Origin of the sequence: Paraburkholderia bengalensis, from assembly GCF_037126505.1 — a bacterium.
Lineage (GTDB): Bacteria > Pseudomonadota > Gammaproteobacteria > Burkholderiales > Burkholderiaceae > Paraburkholderia > Paraburkholderia bengalensis.
In genome coordinates, this window is sequence record NZ_JACFYJ010000045.1 from 47,099 (window position 1) to 65,954 (window position 18,856).

Below are 18,856 nucleotides of genomic sequence, written 5' to 3' on the forward strand. Positions count from 1 at the left end.
TCTATGAACACTACACAAGATCTGTCGATCATTTCCCTCGTTCTCAATGCGAGCCTGCTGGCGCAGGCGGTGATGGCGCTGCTGTTGCTGCTGTCGCTGATGTCGTGGACTTTCATCTTCCGCAAGTGGTTTGCGATCCGCCGCGCGCGGGCGCAGACTGAGCGCTTCGAACGCGATTTCTGGTCGGGCGGCGACCTGCAGGCGCTGTATCAGAGCGCCGCGAACAACCGTCACACCATCGGCGCACTCGAGCGCATTTTCGAGTCGGGCATGCGCGAGTTTCTGAAGGGCAAGGAAAAGCGGATCAACGACCCGGGCGCGATCCTCGACGGCGCCCGCCGCGCGATGCGCGCCGCGTTCCAGCGCGAAATGGACGTGCTCGAAGCGAATCTCGCGTTCCTCGCCTCCGTCGGCTCGGTCAGCCCGTATATCGGTCTGTTCGGCACGGTGTGGGGGATCATGAACGCGTTCCGCGGCCTCGCTAACGTCCAGCAGGCCACGCTCGCCAACGTCGCGCCCGGTATCGCCGAAGCGCTGACGGCCACGGCAATCGGCCTGTTCGCCGCCATTCCCGCCGTTGTCGCCTATAACCGATACGCGCACGATATCGATCGTCTCGCGATCCGCTTCGAAACCTTCATCGAAGAGTTCTCGAACATCCTGCAGCGTCAGGCCCATTAAGGAGTTCACGATGGCCGGTTCAGTTCGTTCCAGCATGCGCGGCAGCCGCTCGCGCCGCGCGATGGCCGACATCAACGTCGTGCCTTACATCGACGTAATGCTCGTGCTGCTCGTGATCTTCATGGTGACGGCGCCGCTCGTCGCGCCGTCGATCGTGAACCTGCCGACGGTTGGCGGCGCCGCGCCGCAGCAGCAGACGCCGCCCGTCGTCGTCAACATCAAGGCCGACGGCAATATGAGCGTCAAATATAAGGACGACGCAGGCACGACGCAACAGGAAACGATGACGCAAGCCGACTTACGCAGCTTCGTCACCGACCGTCAGGCTGCGCATCCCGACCAGCCCGTCGTGATCGCCGCCGACAAGACGGTCAAGTACGAAGTCGTCATGAACGTGATGTCCGACCTGAAGGCTCGCGGCGTCAAGCGCGTTGGATTGCTCGTCAAATCGCAATGACCCGCCGACCGAAAAACGCCTATCCGCTTCGGCCGCCGCGCGAGCGCGGCACGTGGCGCGCGTTCGCGCTCGCCGCGCTGATGCACGTGCTGCTCGGCTTCTTCCTGTATCACGGCATCCACTGGCAGAACAGCACGCCCGCGGGCGCGGAAGCCGAACTGTGGACTGAAGTGCCCGACGTGCCGACGCCCCGCCCGGTTCCGCCGCCGCCCGCGCCCACGCCCGTCAGGCCCGCGCCGCAGGTCAGCGACGAACAGGCTGACATCGCGCTGCAGGAAAGGAAGCGTAAACAGCAGGAAGCCCAGCGCCAGGCTGAACTCGCCGAGCAGCAGCGTCAGCAGAAGCTGCAGGCCCAGCAGGAAGCCGAAGCGAAACGTCAGCAGCAACTCGCCGCCGATCAGGCTGCGGCGGCCGCTGCCGCGAAACTCAAGCAGCAACAGCAGCAGGCGGAAAAGCTCAAGCAGCAGCAACTGGCGCAGCAGAAGCAGGAACAGTTGAAGAAGCAGCAGGAAGAACAACAGAAGCAGCAGGAAGCGAAGCAGAAGGAACAGGAAGCCAAACAGGCGCAAGCCGAAGCGCAGGCCAAGGCCGACGCGGCCAAGGCAGCGAAGGCGAAGGCCCAGGCGCAAGCTCAGGCGGAGGCCGCGAAGAAGCTCGACGCCGAGCGGCGCCAGCGTCTTGCCGCGATGCAAGGCATGGCGGGCGGCGAAGGGTCGACGGGCAATGGTCTCGCAAAGAGCGGCACGGGCAGCGGCGCGGGCGGCAACGCGGCGTCGCCGGGCTATGCCGAGAAGGTGCAGCGCCGCGTGCGACCGAACATCGTCTGGTCGGGGGAAACGGCGGGTCTGCAAACCGTCGTTGCCGTGCGCTGCTCGCCGACGGGAACGCTGTTGAGCGCAACCATCACCCATAGCAGCGGCAACCAGGCCTGGGACGACGCCGCGCTTCGCGCCGTCCAGCGCTCCGACCCTATGCCGCAGGATATCGACGGCAAGACGCCCGGTAGCTTTACGATCACGCTGCGCCCGGCCGCCTGACAGCCGTTCCCGGTCCTCTCTCAGGTTGGGCGCACCGGGAACGATTTCTGCTCTAGCCGGTCTTTCGTAGTCGTGGAATGTTAGAAATTCGTTTTTTGGGGAATTTATACAGAATGAGTTTGATGACCAAGCTAGGCTTGCGAGCGCTTGTGGCTTCGTGCCTGATCGCCGCCGGCGGTGCCGCCCATGCACAACTCAACGTCCTCGTGACGGGCGTCGGGTCCACGCAGTTCCCGATTGCCACGGCAAATTTTGCCAACGAGGCCAATTCTCCCCAGCAGATCAGCACGATCGTCCGCCAGGATTTGCAGCGCAGCGGCAAATTTACCAATATCGACGCCGGCAGCGCGCCCGTTTCGGAAGGTGATTCCGTCGACCTCGGCGCCTGGAAGGCCAAGGGTGCGAATGCATTCGTGGCGGGCAGCGTCACGAAACTGCCGAACGGCCAATACCAGGTGCGCTTCAAGCTGTATGACACGGTCAATCAGCAGAACCTGGGCGGCCTCGAACTCGTGAGCCCGGAAAGCGGTCTGCGCATGAGCGCGCACAAGATCGCCGACTATATTTACGCCAAGCTGATGGGCGGCCGCGGCGTGTTCGCGACGCGTCTGTCGTACGTGATCAAGACGGGCAACCGTTATCAACTGCAGATTTCCGACTCGGACGGCCAGGACGCGCACATTGCCCTCTCCAGCCCCGAGCCGATTATCTCGCCGGCATGGTCGCCCGATGGCACCAAGGTCGCGTACGTCTCGTTCGAAAAGAAGAAGCCGATCGTCTACATTCACGATCTGCCGACGGGCCGCCGCACCATCGTGTCGGACCAGAAGGGCAACAACAGCGCGCCGGCATGGTCGCCCGACGGCCGCACGCTCGCCGTCGCGCTGTCGCGCACGGGCAACACGCAGATTTTCGCCGTCAACGCCGACGGCAGCGGCCTGCGTCGCCTCACGCAAGGCAGCTCGATCGACACCGAGCCGTCGTACTCTCCGGACGGCCAGTGGATCTATTTCACGAGCGACCGCGGCGGCCAGCCGCAGATCTATAAAATGCCAGCCGGCGGCGAGTCCGCGGGCAGCGCGCAGCGCGTGACCTTCACGGGCAACTACAATACGAGTCCGCGCGTGAGCCCGGACGGCAAGCAGCTCGCATATATCTCGCGCACGGGCGGGGGCTTCAAGCTGTATATCCAGGATCTGGGTTCGGGCGTCGCGACGGCGCTCACCGACACCACACATGACGAATCGCCGAGCTTCGCGGCGAATGGTCAGTACATTCTTTACGCCACTCAGGTGAACGGCCGTGGCGTGTTGGCCGCAGTATCGACCGATGGTCGGACGCGGCAGGTCCTGTCCGTTCAGGGGGGCAGCGTGCGCGAGCCTTCCTGGGGCCCGTTTATGCAATAACACACAAGGAGAGTAAAGCATGATGTCCAAAGTTCGTATCGCGTTTGCCGTGGCAATGGTCGGAACGCTGGCTGCATGTCATTCGGGCGTGAAGCTCGACGAAAACGCCAATAAGGGCGGCGCAGGCGCGCAACCGAACCCGAACGATGTGGCCACGGTGAATGTCGATCCGTTGAACGATCCGAACAGCCCGCTTGCCAAGCGCAGCATCTATTTCGATTTCGACAGCTATTCTGTTAAAGACGACTATCAGCCGCTGCTGCAGCAACACGCGCAGTACCTGAAGAGCCATCCGCAGCGTCACGTCCTAATCCAGGGCAACACCGACGAGCGCGGCACGAGCGAATACAACCTGGCACTCGGCCAGAAGCGTGCTGAAGCCGTCCGTCGTTCGCTGTCGCTGCTCGGCGTGCCGGATTCGGAAATGGAAGCTGTGAGCCTCGGCAAGGAAAAGCCGCAGGCGACGGGTCATGACGAAGCGTCGTGGGCGCAGAACCGCCGCGCTGACCTCGTCTATCAACAGTAATAGGTGACAAGCCGTATGACGCACCGTTTTCCCTGGCTGCGCGTTGCCGCAGCCGCCTGCGTCGCGGGCACGGCCATGATGGCCCTGCCCGCTCATGCGGGCATGTTCGACGACGATCAGGCTCGCCAGGCGATCCTCGATCTGCGCACCAAGACTGATAGTCTGTCGAGCCAGCTGTCGGCGGCCCAACGCACGATCCTCGATCAGTCGAATCGTCTCGACCAGCTGAACCAGCAGGTCGCGACGCTGCGTGGACAGAACGAGGATCTCGCCAATCAGGTTGCCACGTTGCAGAAGCAGCAAAAGGACTACTACACGGACCTCGATGGTCGTCTGAAGAAGTTCGAGCCGCAGCAGCAGACGGTCGATGGCGTGGAGGGCACCGTACAGCCGGGTGAAACGGAAGCGTTCAACGCGGCTTCGCAGCAGTTCCGCAACGGCGACTTCAAGAACGCGGCGACGTCGTTCCGCAGCTTCATCTCGAAGTATCCGCAAAGCCCGTATCAGCCGACGGCGCAGTACTGGCTCGGCAACGCGCTGTACGCGCTGCGCGACTACAAGGGCTCGACGTCGGTGTGGCAAGGTGTCGTGCAAAAGTACCCGCAGCATCCGCGCGCGCCGGAGGCGTTGCTCGCTATCGCGAACAATCAGCTCGAACAGGGCCAGAAGGCGGCTGCGAAGAAGACACTCGAGCAGATCGTCGCGCAGTATGGCGGCTCGGATGTCGCGCAGTCGGCGCAAAGCAAGCTGTCGCAGATCAAGTGATGTTGCGGCGTTTGGCTCTCGCCGACGCGCGCAGCATAAGCTAGCTGTATGCAGTAAAACGCGCAGTGTCGACGCTTCAAAAAACCGATACGCGTGCCTCTCGCCGGAAAGCCCCGGAACCGAAAGGTTTCGGGGCTTTTCTTTTTCGCGCCTTCGACCGAAGAACGATCGGACGATTCTTGACAGGTCCGCGCGATGCCGATATACTCTCGCTTCTCTTTTGGGTCGTTAGCTCAGCTGGTAGAGCAGCGGACTTTTAATCCGTTGGTCACTGGTTCGAATCCAGTACGGCCTACCAAGAAAACAAGCAAAAAGCCCGGTCATTGCGACCGGGCTTTTTTGCTTTTGAGCTGCTTCTAGCTCGAGTCATGACTTAACCGGTCAGCCAACAACTAGTCAGTCAGTCGCATCGGGACTTCCAACACCTCACCACCAGACCCCTTCTTGCGCGAAAGAAAACGGTCGGATGCTCAAACGTGTGCTTCTCGTGCGTCACCCGCCCTTGGCCAAGACAGTGCCACACAATGATTCGTCCTACCAACAAAAAAGCCCGCTCCTCAAAGCCGGACTTTCCCGCATCAGAATCCGCGTCCCAACCCGCCGCACCCAACCGCCCTCGCCTACGCGCTAGGTTCAAGCTTCGTATAAGCAGCCGCGTTCATCGACATCGTGCGACGCGGCCGCGGCGCGGGATGCGCGCGCTGCAACTGCGCGTACACCGAAACCATCAACCCTAGCGCGACGCCGAACACCAACCCCGCAAAGCGCTGGCCGAGCGGATTGCCGCCGATCGAAGTCGCGGGCAACGCGGCCACCATCAGGATCGCGCGCCCCATCACAGGTAGATACAACGCATCGGGTGCCGTGGCCCGCCATCGCCGATAGGCCATGCAACATTTGATGAGTGCAAACAGCAGCGCAAGCGGCAACGCCAGACCGAACACAATCCCGCCCGCGAACAGCTGATACACCCAGAAATTGTGTCCGGCAAACCATTCGTGGATCGCGTAGAAATCCTTTTCGCTGATCTGCCCGGTCAGGTCCGGCAAATAGGCCGGCGAGTAACGGTAGTAGTGTCCATAGCCCTTGCCGAACAGCAGCGCATCCGTCGACGACATGATCTGATCATATTGATCCTTCATTTCCGCAAGGCGCGTAATCGTCGTCGGGTCCTTGCCGGACTCGGTGTTCTTCGAAGCGAAAATGCGATTCGTCCAGTGTTCGGCCACGCCCGGAATATACGATGCCGCCGCCATCACCACACCGCCGCAAATCAGGCCGATAACCGCCGCGCGCAGCCCCGAGCGGATCAGGCTATGCATCGACGACGCGCCCATCCACGTCGCCAGCGCCAGCAGCAACGCCGTGCCGAGCAGCAGGCTGCGCGTCACGCTGAGCAGTTCGATCACGACCGTCCCCGCGAAAAGAAGCACCGTGAACTTCGTGAAGTGCTTCGTGATGACGAATTCGTGCAGCAGCACGCCCTGCAGCACGAGGAACGTCGACGAAACGATCCGGTAGCGGACATTCTCGACGCCTCCGACGGTCGCCATGCCGTACACGAATGTAAAGATCAGGCAAACCACGTTCGCCCAGAACAGCGCCTTCTCGATCTGGCTCACGCGCTGTTCGTGCCACGGCGAATTCGCGACCTTGTAACCAAGCACGAACAACATAAACGGCAGCAGCACGCGCAGATAATTGCCGAAATCGTTGCCTTGCAGGAGTTGTGTGACGACGCTGCCGACTATCGTCAGCGCCAGCGCGCACGTGACGAACGCACGCATCTTCGACCTGCCCTGAAAGCGCGGCGCGATAAGGATGAGTATCAGCCCGGCGCCGAGCACGGGCACGACCAGCAGAATCTGCAAAAGATGGCTGCTTGCATCCTCGCTCGCCTTGTAATCGAGGGAAAGCGGAAACAGGAACATCCATATCCACAACGATGCGTGCTGATTGCGCATCACGGCTCCCTTATGGTCCGGTTACGTGCTCCGGAATACGTGCTGAATGAAACGTCCGCCGTGATTTCCCGTACCCCGAAGTTTTTCTTGGAATATAACAGTGGGTACCTTCACCTCACGGACGACAGGCGGCAAAGGACTAAACTTCGGCGGTGCGACGCGAACCGCCAGCCAGCATGAGACACGGCGGCGACTTGTCGTCAAATAGCGCTATGTTGGCGGACGGGCGCAAATCGCTCAGCCGAATATCGGATAGAACATTGGGGATCTATCGAGCAATCGAGATTATCGATTGCCTCGGAAGAATGCCGGCTTTCCAACGTAACGGCGACACATCACGGACGCAAGATTATCGAATTGTCGGACTCGCGTCTGCGGAAATCATTTACGGAACGCACGGTCGATCACGTTTCGCGCGGAGGACAGGTGAAATCAGTTTTGGTATGCGGTCCAGGCACCAACGTCGGAGAAACGGGAAGCATGGCGCGCTTTCTGACCCACGTCAGCGCGTCGCTGCAAGAGCACGGCTGTCAGGTCCTCGTGCTGGGCGCGCGTGAGCTCGCCGACGCCCAGCAGAATAATCCCCTGTTGAGAATGCTAAGCCGGCTTCATACCCCCTGGCTGGTGATCTACTGGATTTTTGTATTCGACGCGTGGAGAAGAGCGGGTTATCCCATCATCGTCGTGACATCTCAGGAATATGTCGTTCCATTTGCATTCAAAAAGCAGATCGCCATTTATCACGATCTCATCCAGTATTTTTATCCTCGGAACAAAAAATCCGCTTTGTATTATCGATACTATCTTCGGTGGATTTCCAGAAAGCTCGGATTCGTCTACTGCGTGACGAAGGCAACGGGCCGCATGGTCAGTCATCTGTTCGGTAAGGTGCCGTATCACATCTGCGGCGTGCCGATCGACAGACAGTTCCTGTCTTCCGGCGACGCGGTCGGCGCCGGAGAACACTTCCACGCGGTGTGGGTCGGCACGTTGGCAGCACACAAGAACTACGGACGCGTGCTGGATTACATCAAACGCGACGCCGGCGGCGTCGAAAGCGTGGCGATGGTCGTGCCCCGCAACCAGACGGCGGACCTGCGCGGCGAAGCCGACGCGCTGGGTTTGGGAAATCGCATCCAGGTATTTTCAGATTTGACTGAAGACGAACTGTCGGACATTTACCATTGCTCGGACATCGTCATGTCGACGTCTGAACTCGAGGGCTTTTGCATGCCCGTCCTCGAAGCCGCGCTGTGCGGCTGCAGGCCGGTCGTCCCAGACCGAGCCACCTTCAGAGAGAATTTCGGACACTTCGGGATACTGGTGCCGCCGCACGGCGACACGAACCCGAAAGACATCGGCGACCAGCCGGTTCTCGATCGAAACGCGGTGGCGTCCCATGCGCGGGCTTTTCACACGGTCGTGCGCGACCGATGGAAAGCGAGCCTCGACGAGATCGCGAACGCCGCGATGGCGGGCGGCAAGGTCGAGATCACGCGAGCGGTGGGTCTTTCGTACGACGAGCGTCGCATCACCTTGTCGTCTCGCGATTGATTACGGGCGCTGAGCTGAGGCGCATCATTGCGGCAACGGCGGGCCGCAGCCGGTCTGCTACGCGGCTTACTGCCAATAACGGCGCTTGAGCGATCCGCAGCAAGCGCCGTCACTCATACTTCAGCGTACGAACAAGAATAATTCGAGCGCCGCTAGCCGATTGCCGCGCGCGCAGTCTCGTGATGCAGCACACGGCGATTCGCCACCGCAATCCGCGCCGATTCATTCGTGAGAGAACATAAAAAGGGCGAGCGACAAACTTTCGCCCGCCCTTCCATATCCCCGCACACGTCCCGCGTTCCCGCTTCAGTCGACGCCGCGCCCGATCACATCACGCGCGCCGCCCGATACACCATCCACGCAGCCGCCGAAGTCAGGCCGACCGTCATCGCCCACGCAATACCGATGAAGCTCCAGTAGTGCGTCGCGGGCGGCACGCACACGATCAGCACGAGCACCTGGATCACGGAGGCCTGGGTCGTCGCCTTCGCATCGCCGACGGCACGCAGATACGACACCAGGACCGCGATCAGCGCGCCGATCGCCATGTTGATCACGAAGATCTTGAAGAGCGGCACGGCGGACAGCCACGCCGGCCCGAGGATCAGCATGAAGAGCGGATGCGCCAGCAGCCGCAGCACGATCACCACGAGGACGAGCCCCACCGCGATCACGCCGATACATCGGCGGAACAGGTGCGCGGCCGCTTTCGGATCGCCGCGATGGCGCGCGGCGAAGGTGGGGAAGAGGTACTGCGACATTGCGATGGCGGCATCGGCGAGCAGCATCTGCGCAAGTCGCGACGACATCTGATACGCGCCGAGTTGCGCGGGCCCGAGCAGCTTGCCTACCACCACCTTGTCGAACTGGTTCAGGATCAGGTTGACCACGCTGCCCGCCCAGATCCAGCGGCTAAAACCGATGTAGTGGCCGATGCCCGACCAGCGCAGTCGGATGGGCGGACGCGGATTCATCGTGATCCACGTCAGCGCCGTCTTCAGCGACTCGCCGACGATCATCCCGAGCAGGACGGCATACGCGCCCGCGCCGCCGAGCGCGAGCGCAAGCCCAAAGCAGCAATCGACGAAAGCCGCCGAGATTTCGATCAGCGCGACATGCTGGAAGCGCCGCTCGCGCTGCACGACGTAATAGGCCGGCGACGCGACGCCGCGCAACAGCGGCAGCAGCGCGGCCAGTTGCAGCAGCAACAGCGCGCTGCCCAGATGGAACTGGCTGTTCATCAACGGCGCGATTCGCGATGAGCGCGCGCCGATCAGCAAGCCGCGCGTCGCGAGCGTGGTCCAGACAGCGCCGAGTTCATCGCGCGTCGGCGCGGCCTGCCCCTGGATCACGGCCTGTGACAGGCCCGTATCCGACAGCGCCTCCGCAATGGCGACGGCAAGCAGCGCCACGCTCACACTGCCGATCGCCTCCGGCCCGAGAATGCGGCCGATGGCGAGAAACTTCACGGCCACGAGGCCGCGCATCAACACCTGCTGCAACAGCACCCACGTCGCCGCGCTCGAACTCAGGCCCGCCCTGAAGGAGAACGCTGGTAGCCTCATCGTCCGCAATCTTCTTCTCCCGTCGACGAAAGCCGGACTCCCCGCTCCCGTCCGATGCAAAATGGTTGTTGTTGCCATCGCTGGTTACGACTGGCTGGATACCGCGCCGTGCATCGCGCGCCGGGCACAGCCCGCCCGCCGGCTCATGCAGGCCGTCCCTCAAGGTAACCCGCCCCACTCGCGCGCGGACGCCATCTGTCAGTCAGATTCGGCAACGAGACTCCGCAGGCTGTCTGTTCGCGCCAAACATATGGCGAAATTGTCGTTTCGTGCCGGAAGCGCAATGCTAAGGTGAGCCCAACGCTGCTCCTCCCGAACGTCATGGAACGCGCAACCCATCTCGTGCCCGTCGAAGTCCCCATCGCCGATGCCGCGAGGCTCGGCTACGTCGTGATCATCGAACCGAATTTCACCGGGCACCGCTGGCGCTATGTCGAATGGATCGCGCAAACCTGCCTCGAAGCGGGCTATCCGTGTCTCGTCGTGACGGAGAACTCGAACGAGGACCATCATCTCGCGCGCGAAATCATGGGCGCGCGGCGCGAAGACCTGCAGATCGCCTTCGTCGATACGGAAAGCCAGCGCCACAGCCGCGGCCTCAAGCGCCTCAGCTATGCGCGGTTTCATGCCTATTTCAAGCTCGCGTACGACTCCGTGAAGCACGCCGAGCGCGTGCGCCTCGTGGTCGTGCCGTATGTCGATTACTTCTTTCACGCGCTGCCGCTGCTCGGCACGCCGTTCGGCAGAACGCCGTGGATCGCGATCACAATGCGCGCGACGTTCCACCACCGCAAGGTCGGCGTGCGCACGCCGGGACGGCCGCTCGTCAATACGCTGAAGTCGCTGCTGTTTCGCCGCGCGGTGCACACCAAGGGGCTGCGCACGCTGCTGTCGATCGATCCGACGCTGCCCGAGTGGGTCGGGCGCGCCAAGCCGAGGCACGGCGCCTCCGTCGAGTACGTGGCCGATCCGTTTCCGGATGCGAAGGCGGAAGACCGGCTCGTCGCGCGCGAGCGCCTAGGGCTCGACCCCGACGGCCGCTATCTGCTCGTCTACGGCTCGATCAGCGAGCGCAAGGGCATCTGCGAGCTGTCGGAAGCGCTCGCGGGCATGAAGGACGCGCCCACACTGCTGCTCGCGGGCGAGCAGGACCCGGACATACGCGGCTTCATGCGCGCGTTTATCCCCATCCTCAAGCCTTCGCCTGTGATCCTCGACCGCTTCATTTCGACCGACATGGAGCGCGACCTGTTCTCCGCGTGCGACGTCGTCTGGCTTGGCTACAAGGGTCACTATGGGATGAGCGGCGTCCTCGTGCAGGCATACCGCTTCGACAAGCCTGTCGTCGCGACGGGAGATGGCCTGATCGGCTGGTTTTGCCGCGACGGGCAGCTTGGGCCGTGCCTCGAGGATCTGTCGGCGGCGTCGATCACGCGCGCGCTGGGCATTGTGGCCGCGCAATGGGAGCGCGGCGAGAAGCATCAGCGGCCGCTCGACCATTTGCTGTCGCGCAACACGCTCGGCCAGTTCAAGGAAACGTTGCATCAGGCCATCGCCGCCGCCATCGAAACGCGCGCCTGACAGCGCGCGGCGGCTTCATTCGCACGACCGACCATCGCCAAGGCTTAAGTCATCCGGCCACCAGGCCGCACGCGCGCGCGCATCGACGGGCGTTCGCGCGTTCGATGCGTGCAAGCAAGCGGGCAAAAAAAGCGAGCGCGGCCCGCGCCGCGCTCGCCTGCCATCCGATGTGATCCGCCTCAGGACAGTTGCCCGCCCGCAGGCATCTCTTCGCGCACGGAAGCGTTCCGCTTCGCCGGGAACAGTGCATTGCGCAGCCGCAGGAACGGATACTCGACTGCGCGCGTCATCGCATAGCCGGCGATGATCGCGATCGCGAACTGCGCGGCCAGCGCGGCCACCCACACGGCGACGGGCGGCAAGCCCAGCGCCGTTGCCTTGTGGATCACGATGTCGCCGGGCGCGAGCGCGAGCGAATGCCACAGGTAGATGCCGTACGAGTACACGCCTAGCCACGCGATCGCGCGATACCAGAACGCGCCGCGCACCTTGCCTGAATGTTCGAGCATCAGCACGATGAACGCGCAATACCCGAGGGCCTGGATCGTGTAGCCGATGCTTTCGTCGAGCGGAATGTGCTTGATCGCGAGCACGAGCCACGCGACCAGCACCGCGACCGCGGCAAGCAGCCAGCCGGTGCGCTTTGCGATCTTCTGATAGACGTCGGGCTTCATCCAGTAGATGGCCGCGAGAATCACGCCGTACAGCAGGCTGTCGATCCGGTATTGCGTGTAGTAGAACGCGGCGTCCACGTCGCCGCCCGCCACTTCGAGGCAGCGCGCGATCAGCACGATCACGCAGATGCCGCCCAGCACGCCGATGATCGAGCCCGCCCGCATCTTCCAGCGCGCGAACAACAGCAGCACGGCGGGCAGGAACAGATAGAAGTGCTCTTCGACAGCGAGACTCCACGTCTGAGTGATCGACGTGCCGAAGTAGTTCTGCAGGTGCGTCAGGTTTTGCCAGAGGAACGAGTCGAGCGGATGGCGCCCGACCAGCGTATGAAAGAGGATCAGCACGTAGTACGCGGGCCAGATCTTGAAGATGCGTCGCACGATGAAGCGGCGCGCGTCCACGTGCCCCGTCTCCGCATATTGCCGCAGCAGCAGCCCGCCGACGAGAAAGCCGCTCAACGTGAAGAACAGGTTCACGCCTTCGCGGCCGAAGCTCTTCAGCGGGTACTCGATGATCGAGATCAGCGCGCTGCCCGTGTTGTTGACGTGGAAGTGGTAGCCCATCACCGCGAGTATCGCGATGCCGCGCACGAAGTCGAGTTCGACTGACCTGCCCCGGGTCATCGCTCGAGCGCTGCCGAATAGCTTCATGCCTGTATCCCCTTCGACGTCGTTTGCTGGTCGTTGTTCGTGAGCCGCTGCGCGGAAGACCGCTCGCCGCTCGCGCGTCGGGCCTGCCGGTTGCAGCGTGTCATCGAAGTGCACCGACAGGCGTTCTTGCCCGATATTCCAGTCATGTTGCTTGCACGGCCGCGCACCCGTGCGCCAAGTTGCTGTCCTTGTCGGACAGCCTGAATGCAGGCGCCAGGGCGCCTGGCTGAGCGCCCGCGCAGCATCGTGCGACACCGCCGAAACGTAGGCGATTTACGCCTGCGCCGGACTGTGCGGCAAGGCAGCGATTTATAGTCAGATGGACCGGGGCATGGGCCGCCGCCACGGAAAACACATCGCAACGGGAGCAGAGGAGATGGCCCTGCGTCGCCGCCCGGCTGCGCCGATCCTATTTGCACTAAGCCGTGTTATTCGCCAATGAAAATACTCCATCTTCTTTCGACGGTCGATCCGCGGGCAGGCGGTCCGACTGAAGGTGTACGTCAGAGTGGCGTCGCGATGGCGGCGCTGGGTCATGAAATCGAAGTCGCGTCGCTCGATGCCGCCGATGCGCCCCACGTGCGCGACTTCCCGCTGCGTGTGCACGCGCTCGGTCCTGGGCGTAACACCTACGGGTTTTCTCCGAACTACGTGCCGTGGCTGCAGCGCGAAGCGCCGCGCTTCGACGCCGTCATCGTGCACGGTCTGTGGCAATACCACAGCTTCGGCGCATGGCGCGCGCTGCGCGCGATGAAGGTGCCGTACTACGTGTACACGCACGGCATGCTCGACCCGTATTTCAAGCACACGTACCCTCTCAAGCATCTGAAGAAATGGGCGTATTGGCCGTGGGCGGAGTATCGCGTGCTGCGCGATGCGGCGGCCGTGATCTTCACGACGGAAGAGGAGCGGTTGCTTGCGCGCCAGTCGTTCTGGCTGTATCGCGCGAACGAACGCGTCGTGCCGTTCGGCACCAACGCGCCGCCGCCGCATGCGCAGGCGCTGCGCGAAGTGTTCCTGAGCGCGTATCCGCAGCTGCGCGGCAAGCGCATCGTGCTGTTTCTCGGGCGGATTCACGAGAAGAAGGGTTGCGATCTGCTGATTCACGCATTCGCCGATCACGCGCAACGCGACCCGGACGCGCATCTGGTGATCGCCGGACCTGACGCGACGGGCTGGCAGCGTCCGTTGCAGGCGCTCGCGCGCTCGTGCAACATCGAGGATCGCATGACGTGGCCAGGCATGCTGCAGGACGACATGAAGTGGGGGGCGTTCTACGCAAGCGATGTCTTCGTGCTGCCGTCTCATCAGGAGAACTTCGGCGTCGCCGTCGCCGAGGCCCTGGCGTGCGGGTTGCCCGTGCTGCTGTCGGACAAGGTCGGCGTGTGGCGCGAAGTGGAAAACGATCAGGCGGGGCTGGTGTCGAGCGATACGATCAGCGGTACGCAGCGCAATCTGCTCAACTGGCATTCGCTCGATGCCGCCGCGAAAGCCAACATGCGCGAACAGGCGCGCAGGACGTTCGACACGCGCTTCGGCATTGCGAGCATGGTCGACGCGTTGACGGCGTTGCTCCAGCCGCCGACGCCGCCGGCAACGCGCGCGCTCGAGCAGCAGTCGCCGCAGAATACGCCCGGCGCGTTGCCGAGGAAGGCGCCTGCGCAAAGGGAGCCTTCGGTGAATTGAATCGGTGAAGCGAGGCCGTGGAGCGAGGCCGTGAGACCATGGCAAAGGCCAGGATCGGCGATACGATCCTGGCTTTTGTTTCATTGAGCGAAATTTCCGCCACTCGTCGCGTGACGTGTCGGGCGGCTCCCCCAGGCGCTGGCTGTCCCAGACACCAAGATCGATTGCGCGCTGAAGCATTCCAACGGTGAGCGGCTCGCGATGTTCATACTTCGTGATGCCACAGCGCCGGTGCAGCCAGTTCGTCAAGATCGAAAACGGCCAGACGCTGAAGCCTTCCATTTCGAAGTAACGATTGAAATCGAAATCGCCGGGGGCGACGTTGAAGCGCTTCGCGAAAGCGTCCATGAACTCATCCGCGTCATCGCCCGTCACGCCGAAGTCATCCTCCATCGTGTTAGCGGCGTGCACCTGCCGTTTCGGCGACAGGCCGACTTCGCGCAGAATGAATTCCTCCAGTTCAACCAAAACTGCCTGTGATTGCATTATTGTTTTCAACTTTACTTAGGGTTACTTATCGTATCTTTCATGTTACTGTCGGCTTACCAAATAAGGTCAAGGCTTTAGGCGCGCGCAAACTCCCCGGCGCTCTCGGCCAGGAGCCCGGAAATCGAAATAACTGTCCGTGAATGCGCAGACCAACGGGCGCCATGCACTGAAACGTACACGACGAATGTGATGTATCGAACCGGGTAGCCTCTGAGCGGCATTGCGCTTACGCGAAATGCGTCACGAAGCGATCTACCCGGTTCGATGGAACGGAAGAGACTGAATCGAACCGACAAAAGACGGAACAGGTCTGCAAGAGATCCTGCCGGAACCAACGCAATCGGCACGTCAAGCACCGGCTCCAAAATCGCCTGCGCCGCGCCTATGCCTCGTTCCCGCCCGCCCGCACCCACGACTGCGCCGCGATCGGCAGCTTGCCGAGGTCGCCGCTCTGAGCACCTGCGAAGCGCATGCCAGCCGCCTCGCCAATGGGCAGCACGGTCGCCGTCTCCGGCTTGCCGAGCCGCGCGGCGATGTGCTCGCCAAGGCGCAGCGCGAGCGCCGAAATGGTGATCGTCGGGAAGTTCGCGCCGACAGTCGGAAACACCGAACTGCCCGCCACGTACAGATTGCTCACGCCGTGCATCTTGCAGTTGCGATCGACGACCCCCTCGCGCGGCGAATCGTGCATGCGCGTCGTGCCCATGTGATGCCACGTGCCCTCGAGCTTCGCGGGCCACTCGCGGCCCTCGAGCGGCGCGTCCAGTTCGACCTCGCCGACGCCCATCATCTTCAGCTCGTCGGCGAGCAGCTGAAACGTGCGGTCGAACGTGCGCTGCACCAGTTCCGTGAGCCGCCAGTCCACTTTCACGCGCGGCAGCCCGAGGCTGTCCTTGCGATCAGCGGACAGCGTCACGCGGCTATCGCGGTTCGGCTCCGCCTCGACGATCGCCTGCAGCTTCACGTCCGAGATCAGCGCGCGCAGCTGCAACAGGCGCGTCAGCCCGAAACCGATGGTATCGATGGGATGCGCGGCCATCGTCAGGTAGTCGTCGCGCGCGCGGCGGCCGGGCTGCTCCTTGCGATGCAGCGCCTCGCGGCAGCGGATCAGCGCCTCGGAACCCGCGCTGCCCTCGCCGAAGAACCGCGAGAAGAACCATACGCGCGAATTGAGCAGCTTCTCGCGCTGGATGACGTCGTGCGTCAGCGCGAACTGCGACGAGATATGCGTGCCGTGCGCCGCGACGGCGGCGTTCTGATAGTGGTACTTGATGTCGTACAGCTTGTTGCGCGACCACGCCTTCGTGAACTTCACGGTGCCCGTCATCAGGCGCGGATGGTCCATGAAAAAGCGGCCCACCAGATCGTGGCCGTTGCCGAGGCCCGCCGCCTGCACCTTGTTCGACGCAAGCAGCATCCGCGCGTTTTCGATGCCGCCCGTCGCGAGCACGAACAGCTTGGCGTTCATGCGAAAGCGCTTGCCCGTGAGCGTCGCGACGTCGATGCCCGTGACTTCCGTTGCCTGCGCATCGGTGTCGATGTTGACGGCGTTCGCGTAAAGGAATACGCGCACGCGGTCCGAGCGCCGCAGCACCTCCCGATACACCTTGCCGAAGCGCACAGGCGGGCTGAATTGCGAAACGGTATCGCGCACGTTGCCCGACATCAGCGGATAGCGGCGCACGTCGTGACGGTTGATCTGCTGTTCCCACCACGCGGGGTCGAAGTTGTGCGGGCCGAGCTTCAGCAGCGCATGGGTGCGCAGATAATACGGCGCGAGTTCTTCGAGCCCAAACGGCCAGCCGCTGTGCGCGACCCACTCCTTCTTGTCGAAATCCCACGGGTCGAGCGGACGGCACCAGCCGCCCCAACAATTGCTGCTGCCGCCAAGATAGCGGCTGCGGCAGCCATCTGAAAACGTGTACGGAATGCCCACGTTTTCGCCACGATACAGATCGCGCGTTTCGTCATCGGCCTTGTAGCCGCCGCTTTCGAGCACGCAGCAGTCGATGCCTGCGCGATCCAGTTCCATCGCGAGCGTAATACCCGCGACACCAGCCCCGATGATGCACACTGTCGTCGACACAGCGACGCCTTGTTCGACACTGCGGGTATCGATAAACATCCCCTGCTCCCAGCTTGTGTTCTGTTCGTACGGCCGAGTGCGGCTGCGTCCGTTCTGGCCCCGCCGCGCATGCGAGACAGGCTCGTCATATCGCGACGCCCTGTGGGTCAGCACCTGCAAGGCGCCACTTCGGCATAGTGCATGCCCGCGCCGGTTAGTGCTTACGTAGGATGATGGCGCTGCGTTAGGCGGTTCATCCGCCAACTTCGCGCTTCCGGCGGACAGAACCATGCATCCGATGCACGTTATGCAACGCTTCCCGCATCCGTGTCGAAGCGTTTGCGGATAAAGCGGCAGGGATTACCGCCGTACACGCCTTCGGCCTCCAGCGAGCGATGCACGACAGACAGCGGCGTGACGACGGCGGAGCGCCCGATGGTCACGCCCATCTGCACGACGCACTTCGACGAGACCCACGCGCCGTCCTCGATGACGATGGGCGCGACGCGCAAATCCATGTTTGTTCGCATGTCATGCGAGCCGGCGCTCAGAAAGCTGCCCTGCGAAATGCAGACATTCGAGCCGATGTGAATGGGCGCCTGGTTGTAGATCCACACGTCGACGCCGAACCAGCAGTTCTCGCCCACGGTCAGGTTCCACGGCGCCTTCACGCGCACGGGATGCAAGAAGCGGCAATTGGCGCCGATCTTCGCGCCGAACAGGCGCAGCAGGGCGACGCGCACGGCCGATACGGGCAGCAGCTTGTTGTTGATCACGCATGCTTCGACGAAGAACCAGATCAGCTCGGTCAACCGGCTGCGCGCCGCAACGTAATTGCCCTTGCCCGCGCGGCTCAGGTCGATCACGCGGCCGGTCTGAGGTGCCTGCGGCGCGGCCGTCCCGGCTGCGCGCGCGCCGTGCTGGTCCGGCAGGCGCGTGTTCTGGTCGAGTGCGTCCCCGTCGATCGGGGAGCCGATCGTATTGTTCATGGTCTTCTCCATTCGATGGTGGCGCTCGCGATGATCAGCCGCTGGCGGACCCTGTACCACAACCGTCGTCCGCATGGCGCGCGCCTTTTCATGGTCGATTATCTGGCTCGATGGCGCGCGCGGACGATCACTGTCCGCACCGTGCGGAATTTTGGCGGATCGGTGCAGAGTGTCCGTATCACCATGAGAGCAAGGTTCATGACGTTTGCCAAAGGAAGACGACGATGAGCAATCCTCTTTGCACGCGAACGCGCGCGGCACATGCGCAGCCACTGCGCGGCCGGCTGCGCATGCGCGCGCTGCTCTTGTCCGTCGCGCTGGCGTCGGCGGTCGCGCTGATGCGCACGCGCACGCGCAGAACAACAATGCAGGCGCAGCGGGCAACAACGGCGCGCAAGGCAAGGGGCAACCAGGCGCGGCCGACAACGCAAACGGCGCGCCGCCGCGCAAGACGGCGGCGCAACGCACGCAGGAAGACTCGCAGCGTCTGCTCGGCGGGCCGTCGGCATTGCAGGACGGATACGCGACTTACGACGCGTCGCCCGATGCGCAGCGCAATGCCCTGCTCAACAGCGAGCGCATGCGCGTCGCCAAGCCCAATACGCAGCAGGCAGGCGGTCCCGTGGCAGCAGGCGGCAACGGTGGCGGACAGCCGGCCGGCGGCGCACACCTGGTTCGCGATCGCGGCCGCCGTCCGTGCCTGCTGCTGCTGGATCACGTCGGCATCGATCAATCTGACGGGATAGGTTTCAGCAGGCTTGTTCTG

At 63.0% G+C, this 18,856-nt stretch carries 15 protein-coding genes, 1 tRNA gene and 1 pseudogene; 11 read left to right on the forward strand and 6 right to left on the reverse strand.

Annotation, left to right across the window (positions count from 1 at the left end; all coding sequences use genetic code 11):
* The first annotated feature begins 3 nt into the window (after nucleotides 1–3).
* The 7 genes from tolQ to H3V53_RS24380 all read left to right on the forward strand — a co-directional run bounded on the left by tolQ (nucleotide 4) and on the right by H3V53_RS24380 (nucleotide 5,170).
* A complete protein-coding gene (gene tolQ, locus H3V53_RS24350) occupies nucleotides 4–681 on the forward strand; it encodes a protein TolQ (RefSeq protein WP_012401829.1) in 678 nt (225 codons plus the stop codon).
* 10 nt (nucleotides 682–691) lie between these two features.
* Nucleotides 692–1,138 (forward strand): protein TolR, encoded by a 447-nt coding sequence (gene tolR / locus H3V53_RS24355; protein WP_054919151.1) that lies wholly within the window; start codon nucleotides 692–694, stop codon nucleotides 1,136–1,138.
* A complete protein-coding gene (tolA, locus tag H3V53_RS24360) occupies nucleotides 1,135–2,175 on the forward strand; it encodes a cell envelope integrity protein TolA (RefSeq protein ID WP_336600146.1) in 1,041 nt (346 codons plus the stop codon). Before tolR ends, tolA begins: the two co-directional genes overlap by 4 nt.
* 113 nt (nucleotides 2,176–2,288) lie before the next feature.
* Complete coding sequence (gene tolB / locus H3V53_RS24365) at nucleotides 2,289–3,581, forward strand: Tol-Pal system beta propeller repeat protein TolB (RefSeq protein ID WP_054919148.1); 1,293 nt, start codon at nucleotides 2,289–2,291, stop codon at nucleotides 3,579–3,581.
* Nucleotides 3,582–3,600: 19 nt separating this feature from the next.
* Entirely contained in the window at nucleotides 3,601–4,107 is a 507-nt protein-coding gene (pal, locus tag H3V53_RS24370; RefSeq protein ID WP_054919147.1) for a peptidoglycan-associated lipoprotein Pal, read from the forward strand.
* A 15-nt stretch (nucleotides 4,108–4,122) separates the two neighbouring features.
* A complete protein-coding gene (ybgF, locus tag H3V53_RS24375; protein WP_054919146.1) occupies nucleotides 4,123–4,872 on the forward strand; it encodes a tol-pal system protein YbgF in 750 nt (249 codons plus the stop codon).
* Nucleotides 4,873–5,094: 222 nt separating this feature from the next.
* A tRNA-Lys gene (locus H3V53_RS24380) sits at nucleotides 5,095–5,170 on the forward strand.
* A 322-nt stretch (nucleotides 5,171–5,492) separates the two neighbouring features.
* On the opposite strand, the gene H3V53_RS24385 is transcribed toward H3V53_RS24380, so the two are convergent.
* Nucleotides 5,493–6,836 carry a hypothetical protein gene (locus H3V53_RS24385; protein ID WP_336600147.1) on the reverse strand — a complete coding sequence of 448 codons (1,344 nt, stop codon included), beginning with the start codon at nucleotides 6,834–6,836 and terminating at the stop codon, nucleotides 5,493–5,495.
* 480 nt (nucleotides 6,837–7,316) lie between these two features.
* Here H3V53_RS24385 and H3V53_RS24390 point away from each other — a divergent pair, with 480 nt between their 5' ends.
* Nucleotides 7,317–8,390 (forward strand): glycosyltransferase, encoded by a 1,074-nt coding sequence (locus H3V53_RS24390; protein ID WP_336600148.1) that lies wholly within the window; start codon nucleotides 7,317–7,319, stop codon nucleotides 8,388–8,390.
* A 326-nt stretch (nucleotides 8,391–8,716) separates the two neighbouring features.
* Here H3V53_RS24390 and H3V53_RS24395 read toward each other — a convergent pair whose 3' ends face one another.
* Entirely contained in the window at nucleotides 8,717–9,964 is a 1,248-nt protein-coding gene (locus H3V53_RS24395) for an oligosaccharide flippase family protein (protein ID WP_336600149.1), read from the reverse strand.
* 312 nt (nucleotides 9,965–10,276) lie between these two features.
* Between H3V53_RS24395 and H3V53_RS24400 the strand changes: the two genes are divergently transcribed.
* Nucleotides 10,277–11,536, forward strand: a complete 1,260-nt coding sequence (locus tag H3V53_RS24400; protein ID WP_336600150.1) for a glycosyltransferase — start codon at nucleotides 10,277–10,279, stop codon at nucleotides 11,534–11,536.
* A gap of 179 nt (nucleotides 11,537–11,715) precedes the next feature.
* Here H3V53_RS24400 and H3V53_RS24405 read toward each other — a convergent pair whose 3' ends face one another.
* A complete protein-coding gene (locus H3V53_RS24405) occupies nucleotides 11,716–12,861 on the reverse strand; it encodes an acyltransferase family protein (protein ID WP_336600151.1) in 1,146 nt (381 codons plus the stop codon).
* A 438-nt stretch (nucleotides 12,862–13,299) separates the two neighbouring features.
* Between H3V53_RS24405 and H3V53_RS24410 the strand changes: the two genes are divergently transcribed.
* Nucleotides 13,300–14,547: a glycosyltransferase gene (locus tag H3V53_RS24410; protein WP_336600152.1), complete on the forward strand. Its 1,248-nt coding sequence runs from the start codon at nucleotides 13,300–13,302 to the stop codon at nucleotides 14,545–14,547.
* A gap of 207 nt (nucleotides 14,548–14,754) precedes the next feature.
* Here the strand turns inward: H3V53_RS24410 and H3V53_RS24415 are convergent.
* The 3 genes and pseudogenes from H3V53_RS24415 to H3V53_RS24425 form a co-directional block, all read right to left on the reverse strand.
* A pseudogene (locus H3V53_RS24415) lies at nucleotides 14,755–15,033 on the reverse strand (DUF1493 family protein); the annotation flags it as partial.
* Between the two features lie 385 nt (nucleotides 15,034–15,418).
* Nucleotides 15,419–17,161 carry a GMC family oxidoreductase gene (locus tag H3V53_RS24420; RefSeq protein WP_336600153.1) on the reverse strand — a complete coding sequence of 581 codons (1,743 nt, stop codon included), beginning with the start codon at nucleotides 17,159–17,161 and terminating at the stop codon, nucleotides 15,419–15,421.
* A 245-nt stretch (nucleotides 17,162–17,406) separates the two neighbouring features.
* Complete coding sequence (locus H3V53_RS24425) at nucleotides 17,407–18,090, reverse strand: DapH/DapD/GlmU-related protein (protein ID WP_336600154.1); 684 nt, start codon at nucleotides 18,088–18,090, stop codon at nucleotides 17,407–17,409.
* A gap of 205 nt (nucleotides 18,091–18,295) precedes the next feature.
* Between H3V53_RS24425 and H3V53_RS24430 the strand changes: the two genes are divergently transcribed.
* Nucleotides 18,296–18,856: hypothetical protein (locus tag H3V53_RS24430; RefSeq protein WP_336600155.1), on the forward strand; the 561-nt coding region annotated here is incomplete at its 3' end.

Bases quoted from the DNA above. Each gene is read 5' to 3' on its own strand.
- H3V53_RS24385 (WP_336600147.1), bottom strand. From the start codon at position 6,836: ATGCGCAATCAGCACGCATCGTTGTGGATATGGATGTTCCTGTTTCCG.
- H3V53_RS24405 (WP_336600151.1), bottom strand. From the start codon at position 12,861: ATGAAGCTATTCGGCAGCGCTCGAGCGATGACCCGGGGCAGGTCAGTC.
- H3V53_RS24420 (WP_336600153.1), bottom strand. From the start codon at position 17,161: ATGTTTATCGATACCCGCAGTGTCGAACAAGGCGTCGCTGTGTCGACG.
- H3V53_RS24410 (WP_336600152.1), top strand. From the start codon at position 13,300: ATGAAAATACTCCATCTTCTTTCGACGGTCGATCCGCGGGCAGGCGGT.
- ybgF (WP_054919146.1), top strand. From the start codon at position 4,123: ATGACGCACCGTTTTCCCTGGCTGCGCGTTGCCGCAGCCGCCTGCGTC.
- H3V53_RS24400 (WP_336600150.1), top strand. From the start codon at position 10,277: ATGGAACGCGCAACCCATCTCGTGCCCGTCGAAGTCCCCATCGCCGAT.
- tolA (WP_336600146.1), top strand. From the start codon at position 1,135: ATGACCCGCCGACCGAAAAACGCCTATCCGCTTCGGCCGCCGCGCGAG.
- tolB (WP_054919148.1), top strand. From the start codon at position 2,289: ATGAGTTTGATGACCAAGCTAGGCTTGCGAGCGCTTGTGGCTTCGTGC.
- tolQ (WP_012401829.1), top strand. From the start codon at position 4: ATGAACACTACACAAGATCTGTCGATCATTTCCCTCGTTCTCAATGCG.
- H3V53_RS24390 (WP_336600148.1), top strand. From the start codon at position 7,317: ATGGCGCGCTTTCTGACCCACGTCAGCGCGTCGCTGCAAGAGCACGGC.
- tolR (WP_054919151.1), top strand. From the start codon at position 692: ATGGCCGGTTCAGTTCGTTCCAGCATGCGCGGCAGCCGCTCGCGCCGC.
- pal (WP_054919147.1), top strand. From the start codon at position 3,601: ATGATGTCCAAAGTTCGTATCGCGTTTGCCGTGGCAATGGTCGGAACG.
- H3V53_RS24425 (WP_336600154.1), bottom strand. From the start codon at position 18,090: ATGAACAATACGATCGGCTCCCCGATCGACGGGGACGCACTCGACCAG.